The 25,372-nt window shown below is 66.0% G+C and carries 26 protein-coding genes and 1 other RNA gene; 13 read left to right on the forward strand and 14 right to left on the reverse strand.

The window, feature by feature from the left end; genetic code table 11:
- Positions 1-107: 107 nt before the first annotated feature.
- On the reverse strand, positions 108-1,964 hold the full coding sequence (locus DKT70_RS02725) for an extracellular solute-binding protein (protein WP_111557680.1): 1,857 nt from the start codon (positions 1,962-1,964) through the stop codon (positions 108-110).
- Between the two features lie 168 nt (positions 1,965-2,132).
- Positions 2,133-2,678 carry a c-type cytochrome gene (locus DKT70_RS02730; protein WP_111557681.1) on the reverse strand — a complete coding sequence of 182 codons (546 nt, stop codon included), beginning with the start codon at positions 2,676-2,678 and terminating at the stop codon, positions 2,133-2,135.
- Between the two features lie 124 nt (positions 2,679-2,802).
- On the opposite strand from DKT70_RS02730, the gene DKT70_RS02735 reads away from it, so the two are divergent.
- Positions 2,803-3,654 carry a prephenate dehydratase gene (locus tag DKT70_RS02735; RefSeq protein ID WP_111557682.1) on the forward strand — a complete coding sequence of 284 codons (852 nt, stop codon included), beginning with the start codon at positions 2,803-2,805 and terminating at the stop codon, positions 3,652-3,654.
- A gap of 6 nt (positions 3,655-3,660) precedes the next feature.
- Here DKT70_RS02735 and DKT70_RS02740 read toward each other — a convergent pair whose 3' ends face one another.
- Positions 3,661-4,119 (reverse strand): SRPBCC family protein, encoded by a 459-nt coding sequence (locus tag DKT70_RS02740; protein ID WP_111557683.1) that lies wholly within the window; start codon positions 4,117-4,119, stop codon positions 3,661-3,663.
- Between the two features lie 323 nt (positions 4,120-4,442).
- Here DKT70_RS02740 and DKT70_RS02745 point away from each other — a divergent pair, with 323 nt between their 5' ends.
- The 6 genes from DKT70_RS02745 to recR all read left to right on the forward strand — a co-directional run bounded on the left by DKT70_RS02745 (position 4,443) and on the right by recR (position 10,011).
- Positions 4,443-6,308 carry a bifunctional 2',3'-cyclic-nucleotide 2'-phosphodiesterase/3'-nucleotidase gene (locus tag DKT70_RS02745; protein ID WP_111557684.1) on the forward strand — a complete coding sequence of 622 codons (1,866 nt, stop codon included), beginning with the start codon at positions 4,443-4,445 and terminating at the stop codon, positions 6,306-6,308.
- Positions 6,309-6,359: 51 nt separating this feature from the next.
- An RNA gene (gene ffs / locus DKT70_RS02750) (signal recognition particle sRNA small type) lies at positions 6,360-6,456 on the forward strand.
- A gap of 99 nt (positions 6,457-6,555) precedes the next feature.
- The gene (locus tag DKT70_RS02755; protein WP_158529934.1) at positions 6,556-7,215 is read left to right on the forward strand and encodes an HAD family hydrolase; all 660 of its coding nucleotides are present in this window, start codon (positions 6,556-6,558) and stop codon (positions 7,213-7,215) included.
- 60 nt (positions 7,216-7,275) lie between these two features.
- Positions 7,276-9,060, forward strand: a complete 1,785-nt coding sequence (locus DKT70_RS02760; RefSeq protein WP_111557686.1) for a DNA polymerase III subunit gamma/tau — start codon at positions 7,276-7,278, stop codon at positions 9,058-9,060.
- 3 nt (positions 9,061-9,063) lie between these two features.
- Positions 9,064-9,408, forward strand: a complete 345-nt coding sequence (locus tag DKT70_RS02765) for a YbaB/EbfC family nucleoid-associated protein (protein ID WP_108500996.1) — start codon at positions 9,064-9,066, stop codon at positions 9,406-9,408.
- Positions 9,409-9,411: 3 nt separating this feature from the next.
- The gene (gene recR, locus DKT70_RS02770) at positions 9,412-10,011 is read left to right on the forward strand and encodes a recombination mediator RecR (RefSeq protein ID WP_111557687.1); all 600 of its coding nucleotides are present in this window, start codon (positions 9,412-9,414) and stop codon (positions 10,009-10,011) included.
- Positions 10,012-10,106: 95 nt separating this feature from the next.
- Here recR and DKT70_RS02775 read toward each other — a convergent pair whose 3' ends face one another.
- From DKT70_RS02775 to DKT70_RS02790, 4 genes are all read right to left on the reverse strand, one after another.
- Positions 10,107-10,559: an Hsp20 family protein gene (locus DKT70_RS02775; RefSeq protein ID WP_111557688.1), complete on the reverse strand. Its 453-nt coding sequence runs from the start codon at positions 10,557-10,559 to the stop codon at positions 10,107-10,109.
- 118 nt (positions 10,560-10,677) lie between these two features.
- A complete protein-coding gene (gene glcF / locus DKT70_RS02780; RefSeq protein ID WP_111557689.1) occupies positions 10,678-11,973 on the reverse strand; it encodes a glycolate oxidase subunit GlcF in 1,296 nt (431 codons plus the stop codon).
- Positions 11,973-13,013 carry an FAD-binding protein gene (locus DKT70_RS02785; protein ID WP_111557690.1) on the reverse strand — a complete coding sequence of 347 codons (1,041 nt, stop codon included), beginning with the start codon at positions 13,011-13,013 and terminating at the stop codon, positions 11,973-11,975. The genes glcF and DKT70_RS02785 overlap by 1 nt, the downstream gene beginning before the upstream one ends.
- Positions 13,003-14,463, reverse strand: coding sequence for an FAD-linked oxidase C-terminal domain-containing protein (locus tag DKT70_RS02790; RefSeq protein WP_111557906.1), 1,461 nt, complete (start codon positions 14,461-14,463; stop codon positions 13,003-13,005). Before DKT70_RS02790 ends, DKT70_RS02785 begins: the two co-directional genes overlap by 11 nt.
- A gap of 95 nt (positions 14,464-14,558) precedes the next feature.
- On the opposite strand from DKT70_RS02790, the gene DKT70_RS02795 reads away from it, so the two are divergent.
- Positions 14,559-15,323: a DUF599 domain-containing protein gene (locus tag DKT70_RS02795; RefSeq protein ID WP_111557691.1), complete on the forward strand. Its 765-nt coding sequence runs from the start codon at positions 14,559-14,561 to the stop codon at positions 15,321-15,323.
- Here DKT70_RS02795 and DKT70_RS02800 read toward each other — a convergent pair.
- Both DKT70_RS02800 and DKT70_RS02805 read right to left on the reverse strand, forming a co-directional pair.
- Positions 15,241-16,428: an MFS transporter gene (locus DKT70_RS02800; protein WP_111557692.1), complete on the reverse strand. Its 1,188-nt coding sequence runs from the start codon at positions 16,426-16,428 to the stop codon at positions 15,241-15,243. The two genes, DKT70_RS02795 and DKT70_RS02800, sit on opposite strands and share 83 nt — an antisense overlap.
- 106 nt (positions 16,429-16,534) lie before the next feature.
- The gene (locus DKT70_RS02805) at positions 16,535-16,933 is read right to left on the reverse strand and encodes a hypothetical protein (protein WP_111557693.1); all 399 of its coding nucleotides are present in this window, start codon (positions 16,931-16,933) and stop codon (positions 16,535-16,537) included.
- A gap of 55 nt (positions 16,934-16,988) precedes the next feature.
- Here DKT70_RS02805 and DKT70_RS02810 point away from each other — a divergent pair, with 55 nt between their 5' ends.
- Positions 16,989-17,771, forward strand: a complete 783-nt coding sequence (locus tag DKT70_RS02810) for an alpha/beta fold hydrolase (protein WP_111557694.1) — start codon at positions 16,989-16,991, stop codon at positions 17,769-17,771.
- On the opposite strand, the gene DKT70_RS02815 is transcribed toward DKT70_RS02810, so the two are convergent.
- The 4 genes from DKT70_RS02815 to DKT70_RS02830 all read right to left on the reverse strand — a co-directional run bounded on the left by DKT70_RS02815 (position 17,768) and on the right by DKT70_RS02830 (position 20,887).
- Positions 17,768-18,073 carry a hypothetical protein gene (locus DKT70_RS02815; protein WP_111557695.1) on the reverse strand — a complete coding sequence of 102 codons (306 nt, stop codon included), beginning with the start codon at positions 18,071-18,073 and terminating at the stop codon, positions 17,768-17,770. The genes DKT70_RS02810 and DKT70_RS02815 overlap by 4 nt on opposite strands.
- Before the next feature lie 35 nt (positions 18,074-18,108).
- A complete protein-coding gene (gene zapA, locus DKT70_RS02820) occupies positions 18,109-18,480 on the reverse strand; it encodes a cell division protein ZapA (protein WP_111557696.1) in 372 nt (123 codons plus the stop codon).
- A 1-nt stretch (position 18,481) separates the two neighbouring features.
- Positions 18,482-19,009 carry a hypothetical protein gene (locus tag DKT70_RS02825; protein ID WP_111557697.1) on the reverse strand — a complete coding sequence of 176 codons (528 nt, stop codon included), beginning with the start codon at positions 19,007-19,009 and terminating at the stop codon, positions 18,482-18,484.
- A gap of 111 nt (positions 19,010-19,120) precedes the next feature.
- A complete protein-coding gene (locus DKT70_RS02830; protein WP_111557698.1) occupies positions 19,121-20,887 on the reverse strand; it encodes a BCCT family transporter in 1,767 nt (588 codons plus the stop codon).
- A gap of 215 nt (positions 20,888-21,102) precedes the next feature.
- Between DKT70_RS02830 and DKT70_RS02835 the strand changes: the two genes are divergently transcribed.
- From DKT70_RS02835 to hisH, 4 genes are read left to right on the forward strand one after another with little or no spacing between them, the layout of a single operon-like run.
- Positions 21,103-21,759, forward strand: a complete 657-nt coding sequence (locus DKT70_RS02835) for a potassium channel family protein (RefSeq protein ID WP_111557699.1) — start codon at positions 21,103-21,105, stop codon at positions 21,757-21,759.
- Complete coding sequence (locus DKT70_RS02840; RefSeq protein WP_233490391.1) at positions 21,756-23,108, forward strand: TrkH family potassium uptake protein; 1,353 nt, start codon at positions 21,756-21,758, stop codon at positions 23,106-23,108. The genes DKT70_RS02835 and DKT70_RS02840 overlap by 4 nt, the downstream gene beginning before the upstream one ends.
- 45 nt (positions 23,109-23,153) lie before the next feature.
- Positions 23,154-23,741 (forward strand): imidazoleglycerol-phosphate dehydratase HisB, encoded by a 588-nt coding sequence (gene hisB / locus DKT70_RS02845; RefSeq protein WP_111557700.1) that lies wholly within the window; start codon positions 23,154-23,156, stop codon positions 23,739-23,741.
- Positions 23,741-24,370, forward strand: coding sequence for an imidazole glycerol phosphate synthase subunit HisH (hisH, locus tag DKT70_RS02850; protein WP_111557701.1), 630 nt, complete (start codon positions 23,741-23,743; stop codon positions 24,368-24,370). Before hisB ends, hisH begins: the two co-directional genes overlap by 1 nt.
- A gap of 79 nt (positions 24,371-24,449) precedes the next feature.
- Here hisH and DKT70_RS02855 read toward each other — a convergent pair whose 3' ends face one another.
- The gene (locus DKT70_RS02855) at positions 24,450-25,355 is read right to left on the reverse strand and encodes an aminotransferase class IV (protein ID WP_111557702.1); all 906 of its coding nucleotides are present in this window, start codon (positions 25,353-25,355) and stop codon (positions 24,450-24,452) included.
- Positions 25,356-25,372: the final 17 nt, after the last annotated feature.

A 25,372-nucleotide genomic window follows, 5' to 3' on the forward strand; every position in this document is an offset into this window, starting at 1 on the left:
GGCCTGGCCCTTCCGTCCCCCTCGCAGGGTCATTCGGGCCTTGGCGGCCCCTTCTGTCATTGGCCCGTCTTGTCGGCAATCGGGCATCGAAAATCAAGCGAAATGCCCTAGGGCCGCAGAGCACCGGCATCGCGCAGCGCCTGCGCCTTGTCGGCGTCGTACCACCAGAAATCCATTTCCCCCAAGGCATAAGGGGGCAGCGTCTCGGGGCGGCCGAACTGGTCGTAATAGGCGACCAGGTAATTGGCGTTGTACCATTGCGGCACCCACAGATGCAGGCTGCGCAGGGTGCGGTCCAGCGCGTGGACGCGGGTGTTCAGTTCATCCTGGGTGGAGGCGGCTTCGACCTGGGTGATCAGCGCGTCGATGGCCGGATTGGCCAGCCCCGCGGGGTTGAAGACGTCGCCGACATTCGCGGACCCGAAGGCCTGCTGCAGGCCCGCGCCGGGGATCTCTGGCTGGCCCAGATGGTCGCTGATGATGTCGAAATCAAAGCTGCGGGCGCGGTTTTCGTATTCGGCATTGTCGACGCGGCTGTTGCGCGCATCGATGCCAAGGGCGCGCAGGTTTTCGACGAAGGGGTTGATGACCCGGTCGAAGGTCTGGCTGTCGTTCAGGATCTCCAAGGTCAGCACCTGGCCTTCCGCGTTGCGGCGCAGGCCGTCGCTGCCGGTTTCCCAGCCCGCCTGGCTCAGCAGGTCGGCCGCCTTGCGCAGGTTTTTCCGGTCGGTCTGGCGTTCGCCGCTGACGGGGGCGGTGACCACCTCATCCGTCAGGACGCCGTCGGGCAGATCGGCGGCCAGCGGTTCCAGCAAGGCCAGTTCACCTTCGGAGGGGGTTCCCGTCGCTTCCAGGTCGCTGTTTTCCCAGAAACTGTCGACCCGGTTGTAAAGGCCATAGAACAGCGCCTCGTTCGACCATTCGAAGTTGAACATCAGCCCGATCGCCTCGCGGACGCGGACGTCTTGGAACTTGGGGCGGCGCAGGTTCATCACCCAGGCCTGACCGGATGCGACATTCCCGTCCGGCAGCGTTTCCTGCTTCACCCAGCCCTTCTGCATGGCCGGGAAATCATAGCGGTTGGCCCAGATGATGCTGCTGACCTCTTTCCGAAAGGTGTATTCTCCGGCCTTGAAAGCTTCGAACGCAGCATCGTAGTCCGAGAAATACTCATAGCGCAGCCGGTCGAAATTATGCCGACCCTTGTTGATCGGCAGATCGGCGCCCCAGTAATCGGGGTTGCGACGGAAAGTGATGTTGCGGTTCAGATCGGCACTGTCGAAGACATAGGGCCCCGATCCGACCATCGGCACCTGCATGGTCTGTTCCAGGTCGCGGTCGTTCGCCTCGAAATCGGCACGGCTGAAGATCGGCAGGCTGCCCACGGACTGGATCACGTCGCGACGCGGATAATCGGGGGTGAAGGTAAAGCGGATGCGGTGATCGTCCAGCACCTCGGCCTTGGCCACCTGCTGCTTGATCACCACGCGAAAGCTGGACAGCCCCTTGTCGCGCAGCGTCTCATAACTGAACAGCACGTCGTCGGCGGTCAGCGGCGTGCCGTCGCTGAAGCGCGCCTCGGGGCGCAAGTTGAAGATCACCCAATCGCGGCTTTCGGGATATTCCAGGCTTTCACAGATCAGGCAATAGGCCGCGCCCACTTCGTCGGCGGGGGCCTCGAGGATGGATTCCAGCATCACCGTCGACAGCGCCGCCGCCCTCCCGCGGAAGGTGAAGGGGTTGTAATTGTCGAACCCCATCGAATTCGGGATCGACTGCGACATCTCTCCGCCCTTGGGGGCATCGGGGTTCACATAGGGCAGGTGGTCGAAATCGGCGGGCAGCGCCAGATCGCCGAAGATCGAGACCCCGTGCGTGCGCGTCATTCCGTCGGCGTCTTGCGCCATGGCCGGGCCAAGCGACAGGCCGGTCAGCAGCAGGGCAATCAGGGCGGTGCGGCGCATGGTGCAAGCTCCTTGGTCACGATCGGGAAAGGCTAGGCCAGCAGGCCGCCGGGCTTCAAGCCGCGTTTTCGTGAAGTGCCGCGTTTTCGCAAAGCCCTTGCAGGGTCCACGAAAAAGGGCGCGACCTGCCGGCCGCGCCCCTGTCATCAATCCCGGCCGTTCAGGCGATCAGGACTGGCTCTCGATATAGGCGATGACGTTGGCGCGGTCCTCGGGCTTCTTCAGGCCGCCGAAGGACATCGCGGTGCCCGCCACGACGCCGCGCGGGTTTTCGATGAAGTGCTGGATCGCCTCGACGTCCCAGACGGGAACCTCGGCGGCGTGGTCGGTCATGGCGCCGGAATAACCGAAGCCCGCCACACTGGCGACCTCGCGGCCGACGACGCCGTTCAGATGCGGGCCGACACCGTCGCTGCCGTCAAGGGCGTGACAGGACCGGCACTTGGCCCACTGCTTCTCACCGGCCGCGACATCGGCTTCGGCCATCAGGGCCTCGAAGTCGATCTCCTCGACCTCGGCTTCCTCGCCGCCCGCGGCGGTCTCGGGCACGTCGATCGCATAGGCCTGGGTGATTTCCTCTTCGCCATGTTCGCCGCCATGCCCTGAGGACCCGACATGGAACAGCGCGCTGGCTGCCCAGTTCGCCAGCATCAGAAACAGCAGTGCGCCGATGAAGGCGCCGGCTGCCTTGGTCACGGTCATGGTGTTGAACATCGCGTGCGGTCCCCGCCTTGGTAAGCTCGTCAATTCGGGGGACATCTATCCGCTTTCGCTTTGCGTGATCAAGGTATAGTTACCCCGGCACGCTGACTTTCTTGGACCATCGGGGGCTTTGGCCATGACCACGAATCGTATCGCCTTCCAAGGAGAGCCGGGCGCCTACAGCCACGAGGCCTGTCGGACCGCCCGCCCCGACATGGAGGCGCTGCCCTGCCCCACCTTCGAGGACGTGATCGAGGCCGTGCGTGGCGGCGCCGCCGATCTGGCCATGCTGCCGGTCGAGAATTCGACCTATGGCCGGGTCGCCGATATCCATCATTTGCTGCCCGAATCCGGTCTCAAGATCATCGACGAGGCCTTCGTGCGCGTCCATATCAGCCTGCTGGCCGTCCCCGGCACGCCGCTGTCGGACATCCGTCAGGCCATGAGCCACACGGTCCTTCTGGGCCAGTGCCGCGGCTTTCTGCGCCAGCACGGTATCAGCGCCATGACAGGCGCCGATACCGCCGGATCGGCCAAGGAAGTGGCCGCGCGCGGCATTCCGTCGCTGGCGGCGCTGGCGGCCCCCCTGGCGGGCGAAATCTATGGGCTGGAGCGTCTGGCCGACCAGATCGAGGACCGCCAGAACAACACCACCCGATTCCTGATCATGTCGCGCCAAGCCGATCACAGCCGCCGTGCCGAACGGATGCTGACCAGTTTCGTCTTCCGCGTGCGCAACATTCCCGCCGCGCTTTACAAGACCATGGGCGGCTTTGCCACGAATGGCGTGAACATGACCAAGCTGGAAAGCTACATGGTCGACGGCGTCTTCACCGCCACCCAGTTCTATGCCGATATCGAAGGCCACCCCGAGGATGACAATGTCCGCCGCGCCCTGGACGAGCTGAGCTATTTCACGACCTCGCTGGACATTCTGGGCGTCTATCCCGCCGATCCCCTGCGCGAGGCACAGCGCCAGCTCGCGTGATGCGCCCTAGCTGTGCCGGCCGCTCATCTGGGTGACGAATGCGCCGACGCGGCGCTGGAAACGGCGGTCCATCTGACCCTTGCCCAGCTTGGCCGTCTGCAGCATCAGCCGCGCCTTCATGTTGCGCGGCTTGACCTCGGTTTCAAAGATCAGGCGTGACTTCACGCGGCTCAGCGCCACGACGGTCGCATTGACCAGCAGGTCCAGCGCGTCCGATCGTCCCACCATGGTGATCTGTTCGGGCCGGTCAAAACGCGTCACCGCCAGCCGCAGGTCGCGCCTGCGGCCCCGCCAGTCGAAGCCGACATTCCAGCCCATGGTGATACCGGGTTCCTGCTTGGGGTCAATCCTCGACACGCTTGCGCCCTTGCCGATCAGCATGCGCTCCAACGCATCGAAATCGCCGATCGCCTCGAAAAGTTTCTCGGCGGGAAGGTCGGTATCTATGCGTGTCGAAAACTTCATTGGAAACAACCCACTGATGATGTTGAACTGTCTTTGGGGACAGTTCCATGCCTGTTACTGTTAGTCCAGACGGGCTTTCCCTTTCAACAATGGTGCCGGATCGCCCCCTGGCATCGCATCGCGCGGCACCCGGCCATCGCGGCCAGGCCGCTGTCCGAACGCTGCGCAGAGTGCCCCCAAGATCGCTGAATCATGGGCGAGTCGGCAACACAATAACAATCTTTGGTTGTGCGACATTCCGCCGATGCGCTATCCAGAGGCGACACGCAGTTCAAGCAGCCACGGGACGGACAGAATGTCTTATCGCCCTTTCAGCCAAGCGAATGCCTGACGGCGGCCATTTGCCCGACAGGTCGGACCAGACCTCCTGCGGGACCGGCATCGGTCTGAAGCTGCGCATCCTGGCGACCAGCGACATGCACATGCATCTGCTGCCCCATGATTACCTGGCCGACCGGCCCTGCGACCGGTTCGGCCTGGCCCGGACCGCCGACATGATCCAGCGCCTGCGCGCCGAGGGGCGGCAATGCCTGCTGCTGGACAATGGCGATTTCCTGCAGGGTGCGCCGATGGGCGACGTGGTGGCGCGGCAGGGCGGCAAGGGTGCGGCCCATCCCGCCATCGCGGCGATGAATGCGCTGCGATACGACGCGGCGGCGCTTGGCAATCATGATTTCAACTTTGGGCTGGCCTTTTTGCGACGGACCGTTGCCCAGGCCCACTTTCCAGTACTGGCGGCGAACCTGACGATGGCGCGTGGCCGGAACTTTGCCCGCTATTGCCTGCTGGATCGGACCCTGCAGGACGAGGCCGGTCAGGATCATCGCCTGCGAATCGGCGTGATCGGCTTTCTGCCCCCCAAGACCGAGGAATGGGACCAGGACCTGCGCCCCGTCATGCGCAGCCACGACATCATCCGGACCGCGCAGCGGCTTTTGCCGCGGCTGAAGGCCGAGGGTGCGGACCTGATCATCGCGCTTGCCCATAGCGGCATCGGCAGCCCCGAAGCCCATCCGGGGATGGAACACGCCGCCACAGCGCTAGCCGCGCTGCCCGAAATCGACGTCGTCATCGCCGGCCACACGCACGAGGTCTTTCCCGGTCCCGGCTGGCAGGACCGCCCCGGAACGGACGCACGGCGCGGCACCTTGATGGGCAAGCCCGCGGTAATGCCCGGCTATGGCGGATCGCATCTGGGGGTGATCGATCTGGACCTGCGGATCGGGGCTCAGGGGCCGGTCATCCAAGATTTCACCGTCAGCTGCCGCCCCATCGATGCCGGCACGCCCAGCCTGCCCCTGGTGTCCCGCCCGGTGGCCGAGGCCCATCGCGCCACCCGCCACCAGCTGGGCGCACGGATCGGACGCAGCGCCACGCCCCTGGGCAGCCATTTCGCACTGATCGGCCATGACGCGGGGCTGCGGCTGGTCAACATGGCGCAGCGATGGCATGTCAGGCGCAGACTGCAGGGGACGCCCTTGGCCGATCTGCCGGTGCTGTCGGCCAGCGCGCCTTATCGCGCAGGCGGGCGTGGCGGGCCTGCTGCCTATACCGACGTCCCTGCGGGTCGGCTGGCGCTGCGGCATCTGGCCGATCTCTATACCTATCCCAACCGCATCACGGCGATCCGCATCACCGGCCAGCAGCTGCGCAGCTGGTTGGAACGTTCTGCCAGCATCTTTGCCACCATTACCCCCGGTGCGCAGGACGCGGCCCTGCTCGACCCGCAGTTTCCAGCCTATAACTTCGACGTCATCGACGGGGTGACGTGGAGCATCGACCTGTCGGCGCCCGCGCGCTTTACCCCGCAGGGCGGTCTGGCCGATGCATCGTCGCACCGCATCCACGATCTGCTCTGGCGGGGACGTTCGGTGGGGGATGACGACCATTTCGTGCTGGCGACCAATTCCTATCGCCTGGCCAGTTGCGGGTTGTTCAGCCCGCTGGTCAACCAGAACGAGGTCGTGCTGGATCGCGACGCCCACAGCCTCGATGTGCTGCGCCGCTATGTCAGAACGCGGCGCAGGATCCGCGTGCCGCAGGTGCCCAACTGGCGATTCGCGCCCATGCCCGGCACCACGGTCCTGTTCCCGACCGCGCCCGTCGCGGTGACACGCCCCCTGCCCGTCCCGATGGAGCATGCGGGAATGGATGCCGATGGTTTCGCGCTGATGCGGCTTTCGCTGTGATGCGTAAGCACGGGCTTGCATCCGCGCGCCGCTTTGCCTATTTGTCGCCCCGAGAGGTTGGCGCGGGCAGGTGTCTTGCCAACTCGGTCAGGTCCGGAAGGAAGCAGCCGTAACAGGATCCACTTGGGTCGCTGTCCAGCCTCTCACCCATCTCCCCTTTTGACGCATTGCTGTCATGTCGCCATGCGACTTGTGACCGGACGCGGCCGCCCCCATGTTAGCGGCGGACATGATGAAAGGACCCCCCATGACGCAACCCCGCTTCGACGCCGTGATCTTCGATCTGGACGGAACGCTGCTGGCCACCGAACAGATGGGCATCGAAACGCAAGAGGCTGCGCTGCACCGCATGGGTCGGACCGCCCCGGAAGGCCTGCTGCATTCGCTGGTCGGCATGGATGAACCAAGCGCCCGCAAGATCCTGCGCGACCATATCGGCGCGGATTTCGATTTCGACCAACTGGACCGCCTGTGGTCCGAGGCCTTGGTTGAACGCCGCGACCGCGACGGCATTCCGCTGCGGCCCTATGTCGCCGATTTGCTTGCAGCGCTGCGCGAAATGGGCATGCCCTTCGCCATCGCCACCTCCAGCACCAGCGATCAGGCACGTGAAAAGCTGGCCGCCGCCGGGCTGACTGACAGCTTCGATATCGTGGTGACGCGCAGCGACGTGCCCGACCCGAAACCGGCGCCCGACGTCTATCTGCTGGCGGCACAGCGCCTTGGCATCGATCCGACCCGCTGCTTGGCCTTCGAGGACAGCGATATCGGCGCCCGCGCCGCCCGTGCGGCGGGTATGACCGTGGTGCAGGTACCGGATATGACGCCGCTGTCGGGCGATCATGCCGACCTGATGGCCGAAGACCTGATCGCGGGTGCGCGCGGCATCGGATTGCTGGCCGCCTGACGTGATCCGGTTGTGGCAGATGGGACGCGCCGCTAAGGTGGCGCGACGCCCGGGGGATCGATGACCGACACGACAAACGCATACCAGGTTCTGGCCCGCAAATACCGGCCCGAGACGTTCGCCGACCTTGTCGGACAGGACGCGATGGTGCGCACGCTGAAGAACGCCTTTGCCGCCGACCGCATCGCGCAGGCCTTCATCATGACGGGCATCCGCGGCACCGGCAAGACGACCACCGCCCGCATCATCGCCAAGGGCATGAACTGCATCGGCCCCGATGGCGAAGGCGGCCCGACGACCGAACCCTGCGGGGTCTGCGAACATTGCGTGGCCATCAGCGAAGGCCGCCATGTCGACGTGATGGAGATGGACGCCGCATCACGCACCGGCGTCGGCGACATCCGCGAAATCATCGAATCGGTGCACTATCGCGCGGCATCCGCCCGCTACAAGATTTACATCATCGACGAGGTTCACATGCTGTCCACCAGCGCGTTCAACGCGCTGCTGAAGACGCTGGAGGAACCGCCCCCGCACGTCAAATTCATCTTTGCCACGACCGAAATCCGCAAGGTGCCCGTGACGGTCCTGTCGCGCTGCCAGCGCTTCGATCTGCGCCGGATCGAGCCCGAGGTGATGATCGCCCTGCTGAAACGCATCGCGGGTGCCGAAAACGCGCAGATCAGCGAAGACGCGCTGGCGCTGATCACCCGTGCGGCCGAAGGATCGGCGCGCGACGCGACCAGCCTTCTGGACCAGTCGATCAGCCATGGCGCGGGGGAAACCACCGCCGATCAGGTCCGCGCCATGCTGGGCCTGGCCGATCGAGGCCGCGTCATCGACCTGTTCCAGATGGTGCTGCGTGGCGATGCGGCGGCGGCTCTGACTGAACTGCAATCGCAATATGCCGACGGGGCCGATCCGGTCGCCGTGCTGCGCGATCTGGCCGAGATCACGCATTGGATCTCGGTCGTGAAGATCACGCCCGATGCACTGGACGACCCGACCATTTCCCCCGACGAACGCGCCCGCGGCAAGGAACTGTCGGAAAACCTGCCGATGCGGGTCCTGTCGCGCATGTGGCAGATGCTGTTGAAGGCGCTGGAGGAGGTGTCCGCCGCCCCGAACGCCATGATGGCAGCCGAAATGGCGATCATCCGGCTGACCCATGTGGCCGACCTGCCCGACCCCGAGGCGCTGATCCGCCGCGTCCAGCAGGCCCAGAACGCGGGCGAATTCGCCCGCGGTCCCGCCGTGCAGGGTCAGGTTCCCGACCACGCCCCGCAGGCCATGCGCCGCGCGCGTCCCGCGCCCGTGGTGCAACCCTCGGGCGCGGCCACCGCGCTGGCCGTGTCGCCAGACGTGCTGCATTCCTATCCCGATTTCGAATCGGTGCTGGAGCTGATCCGCCGCATGCGCGACATGACCTTGCTGGTCATGGTCGAACGCCATGTCGCGCTGGTGAAATACAGCCCCGGCCGGATCGAGTTCGAACCGCGGCTGGACCCGCCCACCAATCTGGCACAGCGCTTGGCCGAACGCCTGCGCGGCTGGACGGGCGGCCAGCGTTGGGCCGTCACCGTGACGAATTCCGGCGGCGCGCCCACCATCGCGGAAACCCGCAACGCCGAGGCGCGTGCCGCCCGCGAACGCGCCCTGGCCCTGCCCATCGTGCAGCAGGTCATGGCCGCCTTTCCCGGTGCCACCCTGACCAACATCACCCGCGCCGCCCCGCCCCCGACCGAGGTCGAGGATCTGGCGGAAGGCGCAGCAAATCCCCATGATGCGACCCAGGGCCCGGTGGCCGAGGTCGAGGAATGGGATCCATTCGAAGATGAGGATTGAGACATGATCAAGGGATTGGGCGGCATTGGCGACATGGCCAAGATGATGAAGGCCGCCAAGGAGATGCAGGAAAAGATGGCGCAGATGCAGGAGGACCTCTCCAGCGTCACCGTCACCGGTGAATCCGGTGCGGGCCTGGTCAAGGCGACCTGCACCGTCAAGGGCGAGCTGACGGCGCTGGAAATCGACCCGTCGATCTTCGTGCCCTCGGAAAAGGAGGTCGTCGAGGATCTGATTCTGGCCGCCATCAAAGAGGCGCAGCGCGCCGCCGAGGAGAAGATGCAAGCCGAAATGGGCAAGATGACCGAAGGTCTGGGCCTGCCCGCCGGCATGAAGATGCCCTTCTGATCCATGGCCCAGGGCAGCGACGACATCCAGGCGCTGATCGCGCTGATGGCGCGGCTGCCCGGGCTTGGGCCGCGCTCGGCCCGGCGCATCGTGCTGCAACTGGTGCGCAAGCGCAGCCAGCAGATGACCCAGCTGGCGCAGCTGCTGGACCGGGTGGCGGTGAATTCGCGTGAATGCATCACCTGCGGCAATATTACCGACCGCGATGAATGCGCCATCTGCACCGATCCGGCCCGTGCCACGGGGGAAATCTGCGTGGTGCAGGACGTGGCCGACCTTTGGGCGCTGGAACGCGGACAGGCCTTCAAGGGCCGCTATCACGTGCTGGGCGGCACGCTCTCCGCCCTGGACGAGGTCGGCCCGGATGAATTGGGCATCCCCGCCCTGATCACCCGCATCCATGCCGAAAACATATCCGAGGTGATTCTGGCGCTGAACGCCACGGTCGATGGCCAGACGACGGCGCATTACATCGCCGACGCGCTGGAGGACAGCGACATCTCGGTCACGGGGCTTGCCCAGGGCGTTCCCATTGGGGGCGAACTGGATTACCTGGACGACGGAACCATCAGCGCCGCCTTGCGCGCCAGACGCCGCATCTGAAAAAGGGCGGCCCGCCTGGACCGCCCTTCCGGTTTTGCAGCGACGCGAACGGGGGTCCGGGGACAGTCAGCCCCCTGCCGTCGCGGGACGCAAGCTCAGGCGTCCAGCTTTTCCACCTTGCCCGCCGTCTTGGCGATCTCGATCCGGCGCGGCTTCAGCGCCTCGGGGATCTCACGCACCAAGTCGATATGCAGCATGCCGTCCAGATGGCTGGCGCCATCGACGCGCACATGGTCGGCCAAGGTGAACTTTCGTTCAAAGGCGCGGGTGGCGATGCCGCGATGCAGATAGGTGCGGGTTTCATCCTCATCGGCCTTGCGGGCCGAGATGATGACGGCGCCGTCGCGCATCTCGACATTCAGGTCATCGGCGCTGAAACCGGCGACGGCGACGGAAATGCGATAGGCATCCTCGCCGGTCTTCTCGATGTTATAGGGGGGATAGGTGGGGGCTGCCACGTCGGCAGACAGGGTCCGGTCCATCACGTCGGCCAACCGGTCGAAACCGATCGAGGCACGATAGAGCGGAGTCAGGTCGAAGTTACGCATGGGTCACATCCTTACGTCAAAGCGATGTCAACAGTGATGCCCCCCGATCATCGGGCGGGCAGATACCGACGCCGTCATGGCCGCCGATGACGTTGATTTAGGATCGCCCGGACGCCGTTCAAGACCCCATTGATGCGGGTTTCGGCCCGCCTGTCGCCCAATCCAGCAACTCGACCGTATGCACGACCGGCAGGGCCGTCCCGCCGCCGATCTGCATCATGCAGCCGATATTTCCGGCGGCGATGACCTGCGGCTCCAGCGCCTGCAGCGACGCCACCTTGCGCGCCTTCAGCTGCGCCGACAATTCCGGCTGCAACAGGTTATAGGTCCCTGCCGATCCGCAGCACAGATGCGGGTCGGCAGGCTCGACCACCTGAAAGCCCGCGCGGGTCAGCAGATCCTTGGGGGCCGATCTGATCTGCTGGCCATGCTGCAGGGAACAGGCCGAATGATAGGCCACCCGCATCCCCTGCGCCGCGTCGCCCGTGCTGTCGGGCAGGCCAAGCGCCTGCAGGAACTCGGTCACGTCGCGGGCAAGGCCGGCGACGCGGCGGGCGTCATCCTCCATCAGGTCGCCCGCGAAAAGATGCCCGTAATCCTTGATGGCCGTCCCGCAGCCCGAGGTGTTGACGACAATCGCATCGACCGGCCCCTCGGCCTCGGCAGCCAACAGGCGGGCGATGCTGTCGCGCGCCCGGTCGCGGCCGTCCTCCTCCTGGCCCATATGCAGGGTCAGCGCCCCGCAGCAGCCAAATTGCGGCGGGATCACCACCTGGCATCCCGCACGGCGCAACAAGCGGATGGTCGCGTCGTTGATGTCGGTGTTCAGCGCCCGCTGCGCGCAGCCGATCATCAGCACCACCCGCGCGCGCTGCGGGCCGTTTGCCGCGAAGGTCTGGCCGCGGTCGTTGCCGCTGACCGGGGGGACGCGTCCGGGGGCCATGTCCAGCATGGCGCGCAGCCGTGCATCGGGCATCAGCCGCCGGAAGGGCCGCGCCAGCCGCGCGCCCGCCAGCGCCAATCGGAACCGCCCCGGATAGGGCAGGATCGCCGTCAACAGCCGCCGCAGCATTCGGTCGCGCCAGGGCCTGCGATAGGTCGCGTTGATATGGCTGCGCGCGTGATCGACCAGATGGGCGTAATTCACCCCCGATGGGCATGTTGTTATGCAGCTGAGACAGCTGAGACAGCGGTCGATATGCTTCACGGTCTTTTCATCCGCCGGGCGACCCGATTCCAGCATGTCCTTGATCAGGTAGATCCGCCCCCGCGGGCTGTCCAGTTCATCGCCCAGCACCTGATAGGTCGGGCAGGTCGCCGTGCAGAACCCGCAATGCACGCAGCTGCGCAGGATCTTGTTGGAATGCGCGACGGCCGGATCGGCCAGCTGTTCGGGCGTGAAATTGGTCTGCATCAGCGGGCCCCCCGGAAAATGCCGCGCGGATCGAAGCGGTCGCGCAGGTCGCGCTGGATGCGGTCGGTGACGGGATCGGGCGGCGGCAGGATCGCCGCCCCCTGCCCCGCGATGCGGCGCGCATGACCTGCGAAATGTGGCAGATCGGGGGTCTGCCCCCGGGGCATCGCCACATGGATCAGCGCGCCGCCCCAATCCAGCAGCATCGGCTGCGGCAGGCGCTCCAGCAGGGTTGGCGCCTGCGAGGGACGGCAGATGATGCGCCAGACATCCTGCGCGGGATCGGCAGCAGCGGGTGCCGGGCGATGCCAGGGGTGGTCCTCGATTTGCGACAGGCTGCCGAAATCCGACAGGCGGCGCGCCAGTTCGGCACTGCGGCTGGCGACCGATGCGCGCAACCCCTCCAGCCGGATCAGCGCACCGTGGTCCGGCGTCCAGCGCGCGGCACTGACGTCATAGGGACCGCCAAGCGCCACCGTAAAGGCATGGATCGCGTCCGCCGCGTCCAGATCGCGCAGTTGCAGCGTGTTGGTGACCTGCGGCAGGGGTGTCGTGCGGAAGGACAGCTCGGTCAGCACGCCCAACTGGCCGCGGCTGCCCGCCATCAGCTTGACCAGGTCATATCCGGTGACGTTCTTCATCACCCGCCCGCCATTGCGGATGACCTGCCCTTGACCGTCGACGAAGCGCACCCCGATCAGCGCATCGCGCGCCGCGCCCGCCAAGACCCGACGGGCGCCTGCGGCATTCGTGGCAGCCACCCCGCCGATGGTCGAGCCCGGCAGATCGTCGGGCTCAAACCCCAGCATCTGGCCTTCGGCCGCCAGGGTGTCGCGGACCGTCTGCAGCGGGGTCCCGGCCCGGACCACCAGCGTCAGCGCCTCGGGTTCATAGAGCGTGACGCCGGTCATGGCGGTCATGTCCACACGCGCCCCCTGCCCTTCGCCGGGCCAGAGCCGCGTGCCGCCGCCGATGACCGACAGGGGCGCACCGGCGTCGCGGATCAGCGCGGCAAGGTCGGCTTCGGTCTCAGGCCGCATCGGAGGCCATGCTGTTCAGGCGGCGATCACGGCGCGGGGCCGAAACCTCCAGCGGAAAGACCTTGGCGGCGTTCAGCAGCCAATGGGGGTCGAAGGCATCCTTGACACGCATCTGCGCCTCAAGGTCGTGGGGATCGAACTGTGCGCTCATCAAGTCGCGCTTTTCGATGCCGACGCCATGTTCGCCCGTCAGGCAGCCACCGACCTGAACACACAGGCGCAGGATGTCGGCGCCAAGCGCCTCGGCCCGGTCCAGATCGCCGGGTGCGTTCGCGTCATAGATGATCAGCGGGTGCATGTTTCCGTCGCCCGCGTGAAAGACATTGGCGACCGCCAGCCCGTATTGCCGCGACAGATCGCCGATGCCCGCCAGAACCATCGGCAGTGCCGTCACCGGGATCGTGCCGTCAAGGCAGATATAGTCGCCCATCTGCCCCATCGCCCCGAAGGCCGATTTCCGGCCCAGCCAGATGCGACGGGATTCATCCTCGGACCGGCTTTCGCGGAATTCGACGGGATCGAAGCGCATGGCGATGTCGCGGATCAGCGACAGCTGTTCGTCGATTTCCGGGGCGGTGCCCTCGACCTCGACGATCAGCAGCGCCTCGGCATCGGGATAGCCGGCATGGGCATGGGCCTCGGTCGCGCGGATGCAGGGGCTGTCCATGAATTCGATGGCCACGGGAATGATGCCCGCGCGGATGATGGCCGCGACGCAGGCCCCGGCGGTTTCACTGCTGTCGAAACCGATCAGAACGGGCCGCGCGCCTGCGGGACGGGGCAGGATGCGCAGCGTCGCCTCGGTCACGATGCCCATCTGGCCCTCGGACCCGCAGATGACGCCCAGCAGGTCCAGTCCCCCGGATTCGCCCATCGGGCCGCCCAGTTCGACGATGCTGCCATCCATCAGCACCATGGTCACGCCCAACAGGTTGTTGGTCGTCACCCCGTATTTCAGGCAATGTGCGCCGCCGGAATTCATCGCGATGTTGCCGCCGATCGCGCAGGCAAGCTGACTGGAGGGGTCGGGCGCATAGAAGAACCCGATGCCTTCGACCGCCGCCGACACCGACAGGTTCGTGCGCCCCGCCTGCACCCGGATCAGCCGGTCTTGTGCCGACACCTCCAGCACCTGCGTCATGCGCGACAGCCCGATCACCACCGCATCCGCCGTGGGCATGGACCCGCCTGCAAGGCTGGTCCCCGCGCCGCGCGGCACCACGGGGACGCGCATCTCGTGGCAGATGGCCAGCAGTTGCGCGACCTGCGCGGTCGTTTCGGGCAGCACCACGGCCAAGGGCGCGCAGCGATAGGCCGACAGCGCATCACATTCATAGGCACGCGTTTCGGCGGGATCGTCGATGACGGCGCCGGGAAGCGCGGTCTGCAACCTTGCGATGATGGCTTGGCGTTGCGCCATCACCGCCGCATCGGGCACGGGCATCTGCATCATGGCCGGTCCTCCCCTCCCTGCCTGTTCGAATTCGACGATAGGGGGGTGGCGGGGGGCTTTCAAGCGCCGTGACCCCGTCATAAGGTCGCGCCATGAACCCGCTGGACCTGATCACCACCCATCCCTTAGCGCTGCCCGACCTGCTGGCGCTGATCCTGCTGTTTGTGGCCTGGCTGGGCATCGGCTGGTTCACGGAACGTCCGCCCGCGGGGCGACCTTCGGTCTCGGTCCTGATGACCCGGTTCCGGCGCGAATGGATGCATCAGTTCGTCGCCCGCGATCCACGGATCTTCGACGGCAATATCCTGGCCAGCCTGCGCGAGGGCACCGCGTTTTTCGCATCGGCCTGCATGATCGCCACGGGGGGCCTGCTGGCGCTGATCGGCAATGCCGAACGTCTGCGCGGCATCGCGGCCGAGCTGGAGTTCAACCCCACCGCCAATACCGGATGGGAACTGCGCCTGCTGGTGACGATGTTCTTCATCGTCAACGCCTTCCTGAAATTCGTCTGGGCGCATCGACTGTTCGGCTATTGCGCGGTGCTGATGGCATCGGTCCCCAACGACCCCGACCATCCCGACGCGACCGATCGCGCGATGCAGGCGGGCGATCTGAACATCACCGCCGCGCGCAGCTTCAACGCGGGCCTGCGCAGCGTCTATTTTGCCCTGGGGTCGCTTGGCTGGCTGGCCGGGTCATGGGGGCTGATGGCGGGAACCGCCATCGTGCTGTGGGTGACGTGGCGGCGTGAATTCGCCTCGACCTCGCGCAGGGTCATCCTGCGGTCGCTGCCGCCGCCTGTGCTTTCCGACCTTGACGCAGTGCAAGTGTCCAGGCCACGGCCCCCGCAGCCGTAAGCAGCACGCCCACGATCCCCGGCGCACGCCAGCCCCACCCCGCGCTGAGCGCCAGCCCCGCAAGGAAGGGACCAAGCGCATTGGCGGCGTTGAAGGCCGCGTGGTTCATCGCCGCGGCCATGCTTTGCGCCGATCCGGCGACATCCATCAGCCGCGTCTGCAGCGGAATGACCAGCCCAGCCCCCGCCGCGATCAGGAAGGATGACAGCACCATCATCGGCCAGTTGCCCACCGCCAGCGCGGCAAAGCCTTGCGTCAGCGCCATGGCCAGCAGGCTGACATAGGCGGCGCGGTCGATGCCAAGCGCCTCGGTCATGCGGCCCGCGCCCCAAGTGCCAAGCGTGCCGCCCACGCCAAAGACCGCCAGCGTCAGCGGCACCACATAGGCGGGCGCGTCGGTCGTGGCCAGGATCGCCGCCGTCAAGAAGGCATAGACCGAAAAGAGCCCCCCGAACCCGATGGCCCCCACTGCCAGCACCCACAGGACGCGCGGGTTGCGCAGGGCCTGCAATTCGTCCCAGGGGCGCGCATCGGGATTGCCGCCCACACGCGGTGCAAAGCGCAGGATCGCCCAGGCCGAGGCCAGCGCCAGCACGCCCGGCAGCGCAAAGCCCCAACGCCAGCCGATGCTCTGGCCCATCCAGCCGGCCAGCGGCACGCCGATGATATTCGCGACGGTCAGGCCCAGCAGCACCCGCGCCGCCCCACGCGCCCGCTGTCCGACGGGCAAGGCATCGGCGGCATAAAGCATTGCCACGCCCAGGAAACCGCCATGCGGCAGACCCGCCAGGAACCGCATGCCGGTCAGGCTGGCCAGCCCCGGCATGACCGCGGCCAGCAGGTTCACCAGACCATAGAACGCCATCAGCGCTGCAAGATAGCGCCGACGCGGCAGCCTGGCCCCCAGGATCGAGGTCAGCGGTGCCCCCACCACCACGCCCAGTGCATAGGCGCTGATGACATGGCCCGCCTGAGGGTCGGACAGCCCCAGATCCGAAGCGAAGAAGGGCAGCAGCCCCATCGCCGCGAATTCGGAGGTGCCGATGGCGAATGCGCCAAGGGACAGCGACAGGATCGCTGCGCGGAATTCTGATTTCTGGGTCATCGGAGGGTCCTGCGCGCGAATGGGTTTGCGGCCCACGAAACAGCTTGGCCCAACTTTGGCAAGACGCTGGCTGCGAAGGTCAGGGTTGCACCCTGTGCATATTGCCCTAGAGCATGCCCCGTTGGATCATGATCCACAGCGCCACGCCCCCCAGCACCAGCAAGCCCAGCACGACCGAGGCCGCAAACCCGATCGCCCGCCCCTGCCAGCGCGACATCTCGCCCAAGGGTCGCAGATGGGCGACCAGCGCCGCGTGATCGCGGGCAAGGCCGTCCAGCGGCAACTGGCGGGCCACCTTGGGCTGGGCGGCCATGCGCCCCGCATCTGCCAGCCGCCTTGCCCGGCGGCGCAGCCCGGCAGGCAGCGCACCGCCCCGCCGACGCATCATCTGAACCAGGGGTGGGCGTTCGCCCCGCTTGGCCCCGCCAAAGCGCGATGCCATCAGGATGGCCACTTCATCGGCCATGGCGGAAATATCTTCGAAACTGCTGGGCGTTCGGGTCATGAGGCGCAGAATAGACGGGATGGCAGCCGCGCGCCAGACGATCTAGAGTGTCCGCATGAAGCTGCATCACGATATCATCGGGCCGGAAAGCGGCCTGCCCGTCCTTCTGGTCCACGGCCTTTACGGTCAGGGGCGCAACCTGGGGGCCCAGGCCCGCAGGCTGGCCGACACCCGACGCGTCGTTACCGTCGATCTGCGCAACCATGGCGACAGCCCGCATGACCCAGATGCCAGCTATGCCGCGCTGGCGGGCGATCTGGCGGAACTCATTGCCGATCTGGGCGGGCGCGTGGATCTGGTCGGCCATTCGATGGGGGGCAAGGCCGCGATGATGCTGGCGCTGACCCATCCGCAGATGGTGCGGCGGCTGGTGATCATGGATATCGCGCCCATCGCCTATGGGCATGACCAAACCCGCTATATCGATGTGATGGAAGGCCTGGACCTGACGCGCATCGACCGGCGCAGCCAGGCCGACACCGCCCTTGCCGAATCAGTTCCCGAGGCTGGCACCCGCGCCTTTCTGCTGCAGAACCTGGACCTGAAATCCGATCCGCATGCCTGGCGGCTGAACCTTGAGGCGCTGCGCGATGGCATGCGGCAGATCATCGGCTGGCCCGACGACCTGCCTGTGGGCAATTTCGACGGCAAGGTCATGGCCCTGCGCGGCGCCCTGTCCGACTACGTCACCGAGGCCGGCGAGGAGGCCCTGCGCCACCATTTCCCGCAGGTGCGCGTCGTCACGCTGAAGAACGCCAGCCATTGGCTGCATGCGGACGCCCCCGAGGCGGTGTCAGAGACGCTGGCGGCGTTTCTGGGCGACGGCACCGACGCTTAATCGCGACAGCGCAGATCGACGCGGGCGACGGCGGATGCCGCATGGGCCTGCGTCGTCATGCTGGCGGGGATTACGTCGCAACCGGTCGCATCCTCGGCGGCGCGAACCATCTGCAGGGACAGATCGCCGCGTTTGGCGCGCGACACGCCGTCCAGCCGGATGATCTGGGCTTCGGTGTCGCGACGGAAGACGGCAAAACGCATGCCGTCGACGGTCACGTCACGCCGTTCGGCCCCCATGAATTCGACCGAGGGCGAGGCGCAGCCCGCAAGGGCCAGGAAAAGGATGGGGATCAGGCGCATTCGGCAAGAATGGCCCGAAACCTGCTAACAAATCGTTAAGATGCCTGCCCGCCGCGCTGTTCTTCAAGACGGTCGGCCAGCGATTCCGCACGGGCGGCCATTTCGGCCATCGCCTCCTTGAGGTCCGAGGGGATCACCGGAACCTCGACCCGTGGGGGGTTCGCCTGCAGCCGCGCCGCAAGACGTTCGGCCTTTTCGGCACGATCCTCCAGCGTGGCAAAGCGATCGGCCAGCATCAGCCCGGCCAGCAACAGCAGCCGCGCCTCGGGGACGCGGCCCGCCTGTTCCAGAATCTGGCGCGCCTCGCCGTCCAGAACGGCAGCGGCGCGTTTCAGCAGGCTTTCCTCGCCGTCCTGCGCACCGATGCGGTATTCCTTGTGTCCGATGGTGAATTCGACCTCGGCCATGTCAGATCCCTTCCTGGGTTGGGGCGGGTTCGGGGTTCTGCCGATCATCCGACTGCGCATCGCCCAGCAGACGTTCCAGCTCGGCCATGATCTCGCCCATCTGGGCGATTTCGGCCTGGCGCGCGGCGCGCAGGGCCTTGACCTCGGCTTCCAGCGCGTCGCGGATTTCGTCGGCACCGATGCCGCCGGTTTCCTGCGCCTCGATCAGGTTGCGGTTGGCCTCGGCCAGCTGGTCGTTGGCCACGGCCATTTCCGCGTTGAGCTGCGTGGCCTCGTCCAACTGCCGGCGCAGATCGTCCTGATCTTGGTCCTGGTCCTGCGGGACGGCTGGTGCCTCGACAGAAGCGGCCTGGCGCAGCTGGTCGTTTTCCGCCTGCAGCTGTTCCAGCTGACGGGTCAGGGCTGCGATTTGAGCAGGGTCTTCACCAGGCGCTGCGGCCGGTACTGCGGCGGGCTGCGTGTCCAGCAACTGGTCCAGACGGTCAAGCGCGGCGCTGAGCCGGCGTTCGCTGGCAGAGATATCGCTCATGTGCGTCGGTCCTTTGGTATCGTTCGGACGGTTTTCGCACCCTATGGGCGATAAGACAAGAACGGGCAGGAAAACCCTGCCCGTTCCCTGTGCATCATTCAGGCGCGTGCATCACTTCAATTCGCGCTTTTCGGCCTGAAGGCCTTTGACCAGGGCATAGCAGGCCCCCAGCAGCACGATGGTGAAGGGGAAGCCGGTCGAAACCGCCATGGCCTGCGCCGCGGCCAGTCCCCCGCCCAGCATCAGGGCGATGGCAACCAGACCCTCGATGCTGACCCAGAAGATGCGCTGCGGCACGGGCGCGTTGACCTTGCCGCCTGCCGCGATCGTGTCGATGACCAGCGAACCCGAATCCGACGAGGTCACGAAGAACACGATGACCAGCACGATGCCGACAAAGCTGGTGATGGCCGACAGGGGCAGCTGACCCAGCATCTCGAACAGCTTCAGTTCAAGCGCCGCATCGGTGATGCCCATGAAACCGCCCAGCGTCTCGTCGATGGCGGTGCCGCCCAGGGCCGTCATCCACAGGATCGAGATGACCGAAGGCACGATCAGCACGGCAATCAGGAACTGGCGCACCGTCCGGCCACGCGACACGCGCGCGATGAACATGCCGACGAAGGGTGACCAGCTGATCCACCAGGCCCAGTAGAACGCAGTCCACCCCTGCCGGAAGTTGTCATCCGAGCGGCCGAAGGGGTTCGACAGCGGGATCACTTCCTGCGCATAGGCGGCCAGGTTGGTAAAGAAGCCGGTCAGGATGGCAATGGTCGGTCCGACGACGATGATGAACAACAGCAGGATGATCGCCAGGATCATGTTCAGCTCGGACAGGCGTTTGACGCCCTTCTCGACGCCCAGCACGACCGATGCGCCCGCGACCATGGTGATCAGGACGATCAGCACGATCTTGGTGGTGTTGCCGTCCGACATGCCGAAGAGATAGTTCAGGCCGGCAGTCGCCTGTTCGGCCCCCAGGCCCAGCGATGTCGCAAGCCCGAAGATCGTTGCCAGCACGGCGGTGATGTCCACCACATGGCCCGGCCAGCCCCAGATCCGTTCCCCGAAGATCGGGTAGAAGACCGAGCGCAGAGTTAGCGGCAGGCCCTTGTTATAGGCGAAAAGACCCAGCGCCAGCGCCACCACGGCATAGATCGCCCAAGGGTGCAGGCCCCAGTGGAAGATGGTGGCCGCCATACCCAGACGGCGGGCCGCCTCGGGGTCGTCGACCGCGCCGCCCAAGGGGGCCCAGTCGGTGCGGATGCCGTCTTCCATGGTGACGCCGCCCAGCGCCGCCTGGAAATGGCCCAGCGGTTCGCTGACGCCATAGAACATCAGGCCGATGCCCATACCCGCGGCAAACAGCATCGCGAACCAGCCCGTCAGGCTGAAGTCCGGCGTCGCATCCGGCCCACCCAGACGGACCGATCCCAGCGGCAGCACGATCAGCGCCAGACACAGCAACACGAAGATGTTGCCCGCCATCATGAAGAACCAGTCCAGATTGCTGGTCATGCCATCGCGCAAGCCTTCGAAAACGGGCTGCAGCTGGGCGGGGAAAAGCATGGTGACGACGGTGAACAGCACCACGGCTGCGGCCGATATGCCGAAGACCGGGTTGTGGACGTCAAAGGCGAAGGGCGCGCGGCCTTCGATGTTGTCCTGACCGATGGTGTAATCCGTCTCGATGATCTCGGTCGGACCTTCGGGTTCGGGAATGGGTTCGACCCCGTCTTCGATCTGGGGCTCGGGCACCGGTTCGGGTGCTGGCTTTGGCTTGTCGCGGTCGAAACGGCCTTGCAGGGCGTCGCGTTCGCGCGTCCGGTCGCGGGGTGTGCCCTTGTTGCCGGGGGGCTTTGGAGGTGTCTGTGACATCTGTCCCTTTCTGGTTTTTCCGATCGGGTGGAGGTCCTTGGACCCTTGGCGAGTTTCCGCCGTATGATATTTGTTCTCTCACAATCCCATGAGAAAGACCACTACGCGCCAAAGGTTCCCCTCCGGGACGCCACCGCGTCACACCAGATGACAGCTTGACGCCAAGCGCCAGCAAGTTACAGCATTCGCGCGTTTTGCCATCTCACGAGGGATTCATGGGCAAGGTCAGTCGCAGCTTCGTCGTCATCGGCCTGGGCGCCTTCGGCAGCGTCGTCGCCGCCGAGCTGGCGCGTTTCGGCAACCAGGTGCTGGGCATCGACAAGGATCCGCGCCGCGTCGCGGCCTTGGCCGAACAGCTGCCCGCATCCATCATCCTGGACGCCACCGACGAAGGCGCGCTGCGCGAGGCGGGGGTGGACCGCTATGACGTGGGCCTCGTCTCGATCGGCAACGACCTTGAAAGCAACGTGATCGCGGCCATGAACCTGCGGCTGGTCGGCGTCGGCCATATCTGGGCCAAGGCCGACAGCCGCACCCATCACCGGATCCTGTCCAAGATCGGCGCCGACCGCGTCATCCTGCCGGGATTGGAGATGGGCCGCCACACCGCACAGATGCTGAACAACCCGGCGGTGCAGGATTACGTCAGCCTTGGCAACGGGTTTTCGGTCGTGAACCTGATGATCCCCCAGCGGCTGGCGGGCCGCAAGCTGTCGGAACTGCAGGCGGGGCCGGGCGTGCAGATGCTGGGAATGATGCGCGGCACCGAATATCGCTGCGTACGCGACGACGACCCCGTGCTGCAGGCCAATGACCGCCTGCTGCTGCTGGGCAAGCGCGTCGATCTGACCAATTTCGGCGACCGGCTGTGAAACGTCCCCGCGCGCCCCAGCGTGCGCTGCGGCGCTGGCTGTCCCGCACGCCGCCCCCCGCGGTTCTGGCGGTGGGCTATCTGGCGCTGATCGGGCTGGGCGGGTTCCTGCTGATGCTGCCGCCGATGGCACGGGCCCCGATCACGCTGATGGATGCGCTGTTCACCTCGACCTCGGCGGTGACGGTGACGGGACTTGCGGTGGTGGACACGGAACTGACCTTCACCTTCTGGGGCGAGCTGGTCATCATCTTCCTGGTCCAGCTGGGCGGGCTGGGCCTGATGACCTTCGCGGTCCTGCTGTGGTCGATGCTGGGCCTGCCGATGGGCATCACCCAAGGCAACTATCTGCGCGAAGACCTGAACCAGACATCCTACACGCGGCTGTCGCGGCTGGTCTGGGTCATCCTGCGCATCGTGATCATGGCCGAGGTGGCGGGCGCCATGCTGCTGTCGCTGTCCTTCATGCCCAATCACGGGCTGGCCGCAGGGCTTTGGCATGCGATCTTCCATTCGGTCTCGGCGTTCAACAATGCCGGCTTCTCGACCTTTTCGGCCGGGCTGACGGATTACGCGGTTGACCCGATGGTGAACACGGTCGTGCCCGCCTTGTTCATCGCCGGCGGCATCGGCTATGTCGTCATCGCCGACATCTGGCAAAAGCCGGTCTGGCGCGGCTGGTCGCTGCACACGCGGATGATGATGATCGGGACGGCGGTGCTGATCGTCGGCGGCGTGGCAATGACGGCTTTCCTGGAATGGAACAACCCGCGTACCCTGGGGCAGTTCGACAATGCAGGCGCGCGCCTGACGGTCGCCTGGTTTCAGGGCGTGACGACGCGAACGGCCGGTTTCAATTCGACCGATATCGGCGGGCTGCATGATTCGACATCGCTGATGTACATGATCCTGATGATCATCGGGGGCGGTCCGACATCGACGGCGGGCGGGCTGAAGGTGACGACCATCTTCGTGATGCTGCTGGCCGCGGTGGCCTTCCTGCGCCGCCGGACCGAGGTGACGGCCTTTGGCCGTTCCATCCCCCTGGGCGACGTCCTGAAGGTGATGGCGCTGATGACCATCGCATCCGGCGTCATCCTGACGGCGATCTTCACCCTGATGATCAGCCATGACGGCGAATTCATCGATATCGCCTTCGAGGTGTCCTCCGCCTTCGGCACCACCGGCCTGTCGCGTGGCTATACCGCGCAGCTGTCGGATTTCGGGCGTCTGGTCATCATGGTGGTGATGTTCCTGGGCCGTGTCGGGCCGCTGACCCTGGGTTTCTTCCTGGCGACGCGCACGACGCCACGGGTGCGCTATCCCGCCGGTCAGGTTCACCTTGGCTGACCCGCCCGCAGGGCCTATAAGGCCCGCGCGAAGAAAGGACATCCCATGCGCCAGGCGACCATCACCCGCAAGACCTCGGAAACCAGCATCGAGGTGACGCTGAACCTCGACGGCACCGGGGTCTATGACAACCGGACCGGCGTGGGCTTCTTCGATCACATGCTGGACCAGCTGTCGCGCCATTCGCTAATCGACATGACCATCCGCGCGGATGGCGACCTGCATATCGACGACCACCACACGGTCGAGGATACGGGCATCGCCATCGGCCAGGCCCTGGTCGCGGCATTGGGCGACAAGAAGGGCATCCGCCGGTACGGCAGCTTCCTGCTGGCCATGGACGATTCGCTGGTCCGCGCGGCGCTGGACCTGTCGGCCCGTCCCTTCCTTGTCTGGAACGTCGATTTCCCGTCGGAAAAGATCGGCAGTTTTGACACCGAACTGGTGCGCGAATTCTTCCAGGCACTATCCACGCATGGCGGCATCACGCTGCATGTCGACCGCCTGCACGGGCTGAACAGCCACCACATCGCCGAGGCCGCCTTCAAGGCCGTCGCCCGCGCGCTGCGCGAGGCAGTCGAGCCCGATCCGCGCATGGCGGGCGTGCTGCCCTCGACCAAGGGGGCGCTGTGATGCGGGTCGCGCTGGTCGATTACGACAGCGGCAACCTGCATTCGGCCGAAAAGGCGTTCCAGCTGATGGGCCGCGACGCGGGCGCGGATGTCGTCGTGACCTCGGACCCCGAGGTCGCCGCCCGCGCCGACCGCATCGTGCTGCCCGGCGACGGCGCCTTCCCCGCCTGCCGCACCGCCCTGGGCGAGGTCGACGGCATGGCCGAGGCGATCCAGGACGCGGTGATCACCCGCGGCGTGCCCTTCATGGGCATCTGCGTCGGCATGCAGATGCTGGCCACCACCGGGCATGAATACCGCGAAACCCCCGGCCTGGACTGGATCGGCGGAGAGATCCGCGCCATTGCCGCCCCCGGCCTCAAGGTTCCGCATATGGGCTGGAACGACCTGGTCATCGACCACCCCCACCCCGTGCTGGAGGGAATTTCCACCGGCGATCACGCGTATTTCGTCCACAGCTGGCAGTTTCAGGTGACCGACCCCGCGCATCTGCTGGCGCATGTCGAATACGGCGGACCGGTGACGGCGGTGGTCGGGCGCGACAACATCATCGGCACCCAGTTCCACCCCGAAAAATCGCAGCAGATCGGTCTGCGGCTGATCGCCAATTTCCTGCGCTGGAACCCCTGAAGGGCTTCTTCTTTGACGCAAATACCTTTGGGGGAATCCGGCATCAGCCGGATGGGGGCGGAAGCCCCCGCCCCTGCCCTCAGCCGCCGACGTAAATTGCGTAAAGCGCCGCGATCCGCGCCGTCACCGGTCCCCCGACACCGCCGCGCATGTCGCGCCCGTCGATGCTGGCCACCGGCGTGATGCCCCCCAGGGTGCCGGTGACAAAGGCTTCATCCGCAGCATAGGCCTGGGCCAGGGTAAAGTTTCCCTCGCGCAGGACGCCGCCCGCCTGGCGCCACAGCCGCATTACCGTTGCCCGCGTGATGCCGTTGAAGCAACAGGCACCGTCCGACGTCCACAGCTCCTCTCCGCGCACGATGAAGAAATTGGTCGAATTGCAGCTGGCGACAAAGCCGCGGTCGTCCAGCATCAAGGCCTCGTCGGCGCCCATGCCGATCGCCTGGTTCAGCGCCTGAATGAAGTTCAGCCGGCTGTGCGAATTCAGGCGCAGGTCGAACACATCCGGCGTCGAACAGCGGATGGCCGATGTCATCAGCCGCAGCCCCCGCGCCTTGAGCGCCGCGTTGGGCTGTTTCCATTCGGCCAGGATCACCACCGTTGCGCCGCCGACCGTGAAACGGGGGTCCTGGTTGATGGTCGTCTTGACCCCGCGCGTGACCATCAGGCGGATATGGACGCCATCCTCCATCCCGTTGGCGGCCAGCAGGTCCATGATGCACGCGGTCAGCGCCGTGCGGTCCATGCCGATATCCAGACCGATGGCATTCGCCCCTTCATAAAGCCGGTCCAGATGCGCGTCTTGTGACAGGATACGCCCACGGACCAGGCGCAACCCCTCCCAGACGCCGTCGCCCAAGCCAAAGCCCGCATCGAAGATCGACACCACCGCCCGGTCGCGCGGCACCAGCTGGCCGTTCACATGGACAAGAACCCGGTCGTTGCGGTCGTCATGGGCATAGCTTTGGGCGCTGGCATTGGACATCGGAACCTCCTGCTTTT

This window comes from Paracoccus sediminilitoris, assembly GCF_003259195.1.
Lineage (GTDB): Bacteria > Pseudomonadota > Alphaproteobacteria > Rhodobacterales > Rhodobacteraceae > Paracoccus > Paracoccus sediminilitoris.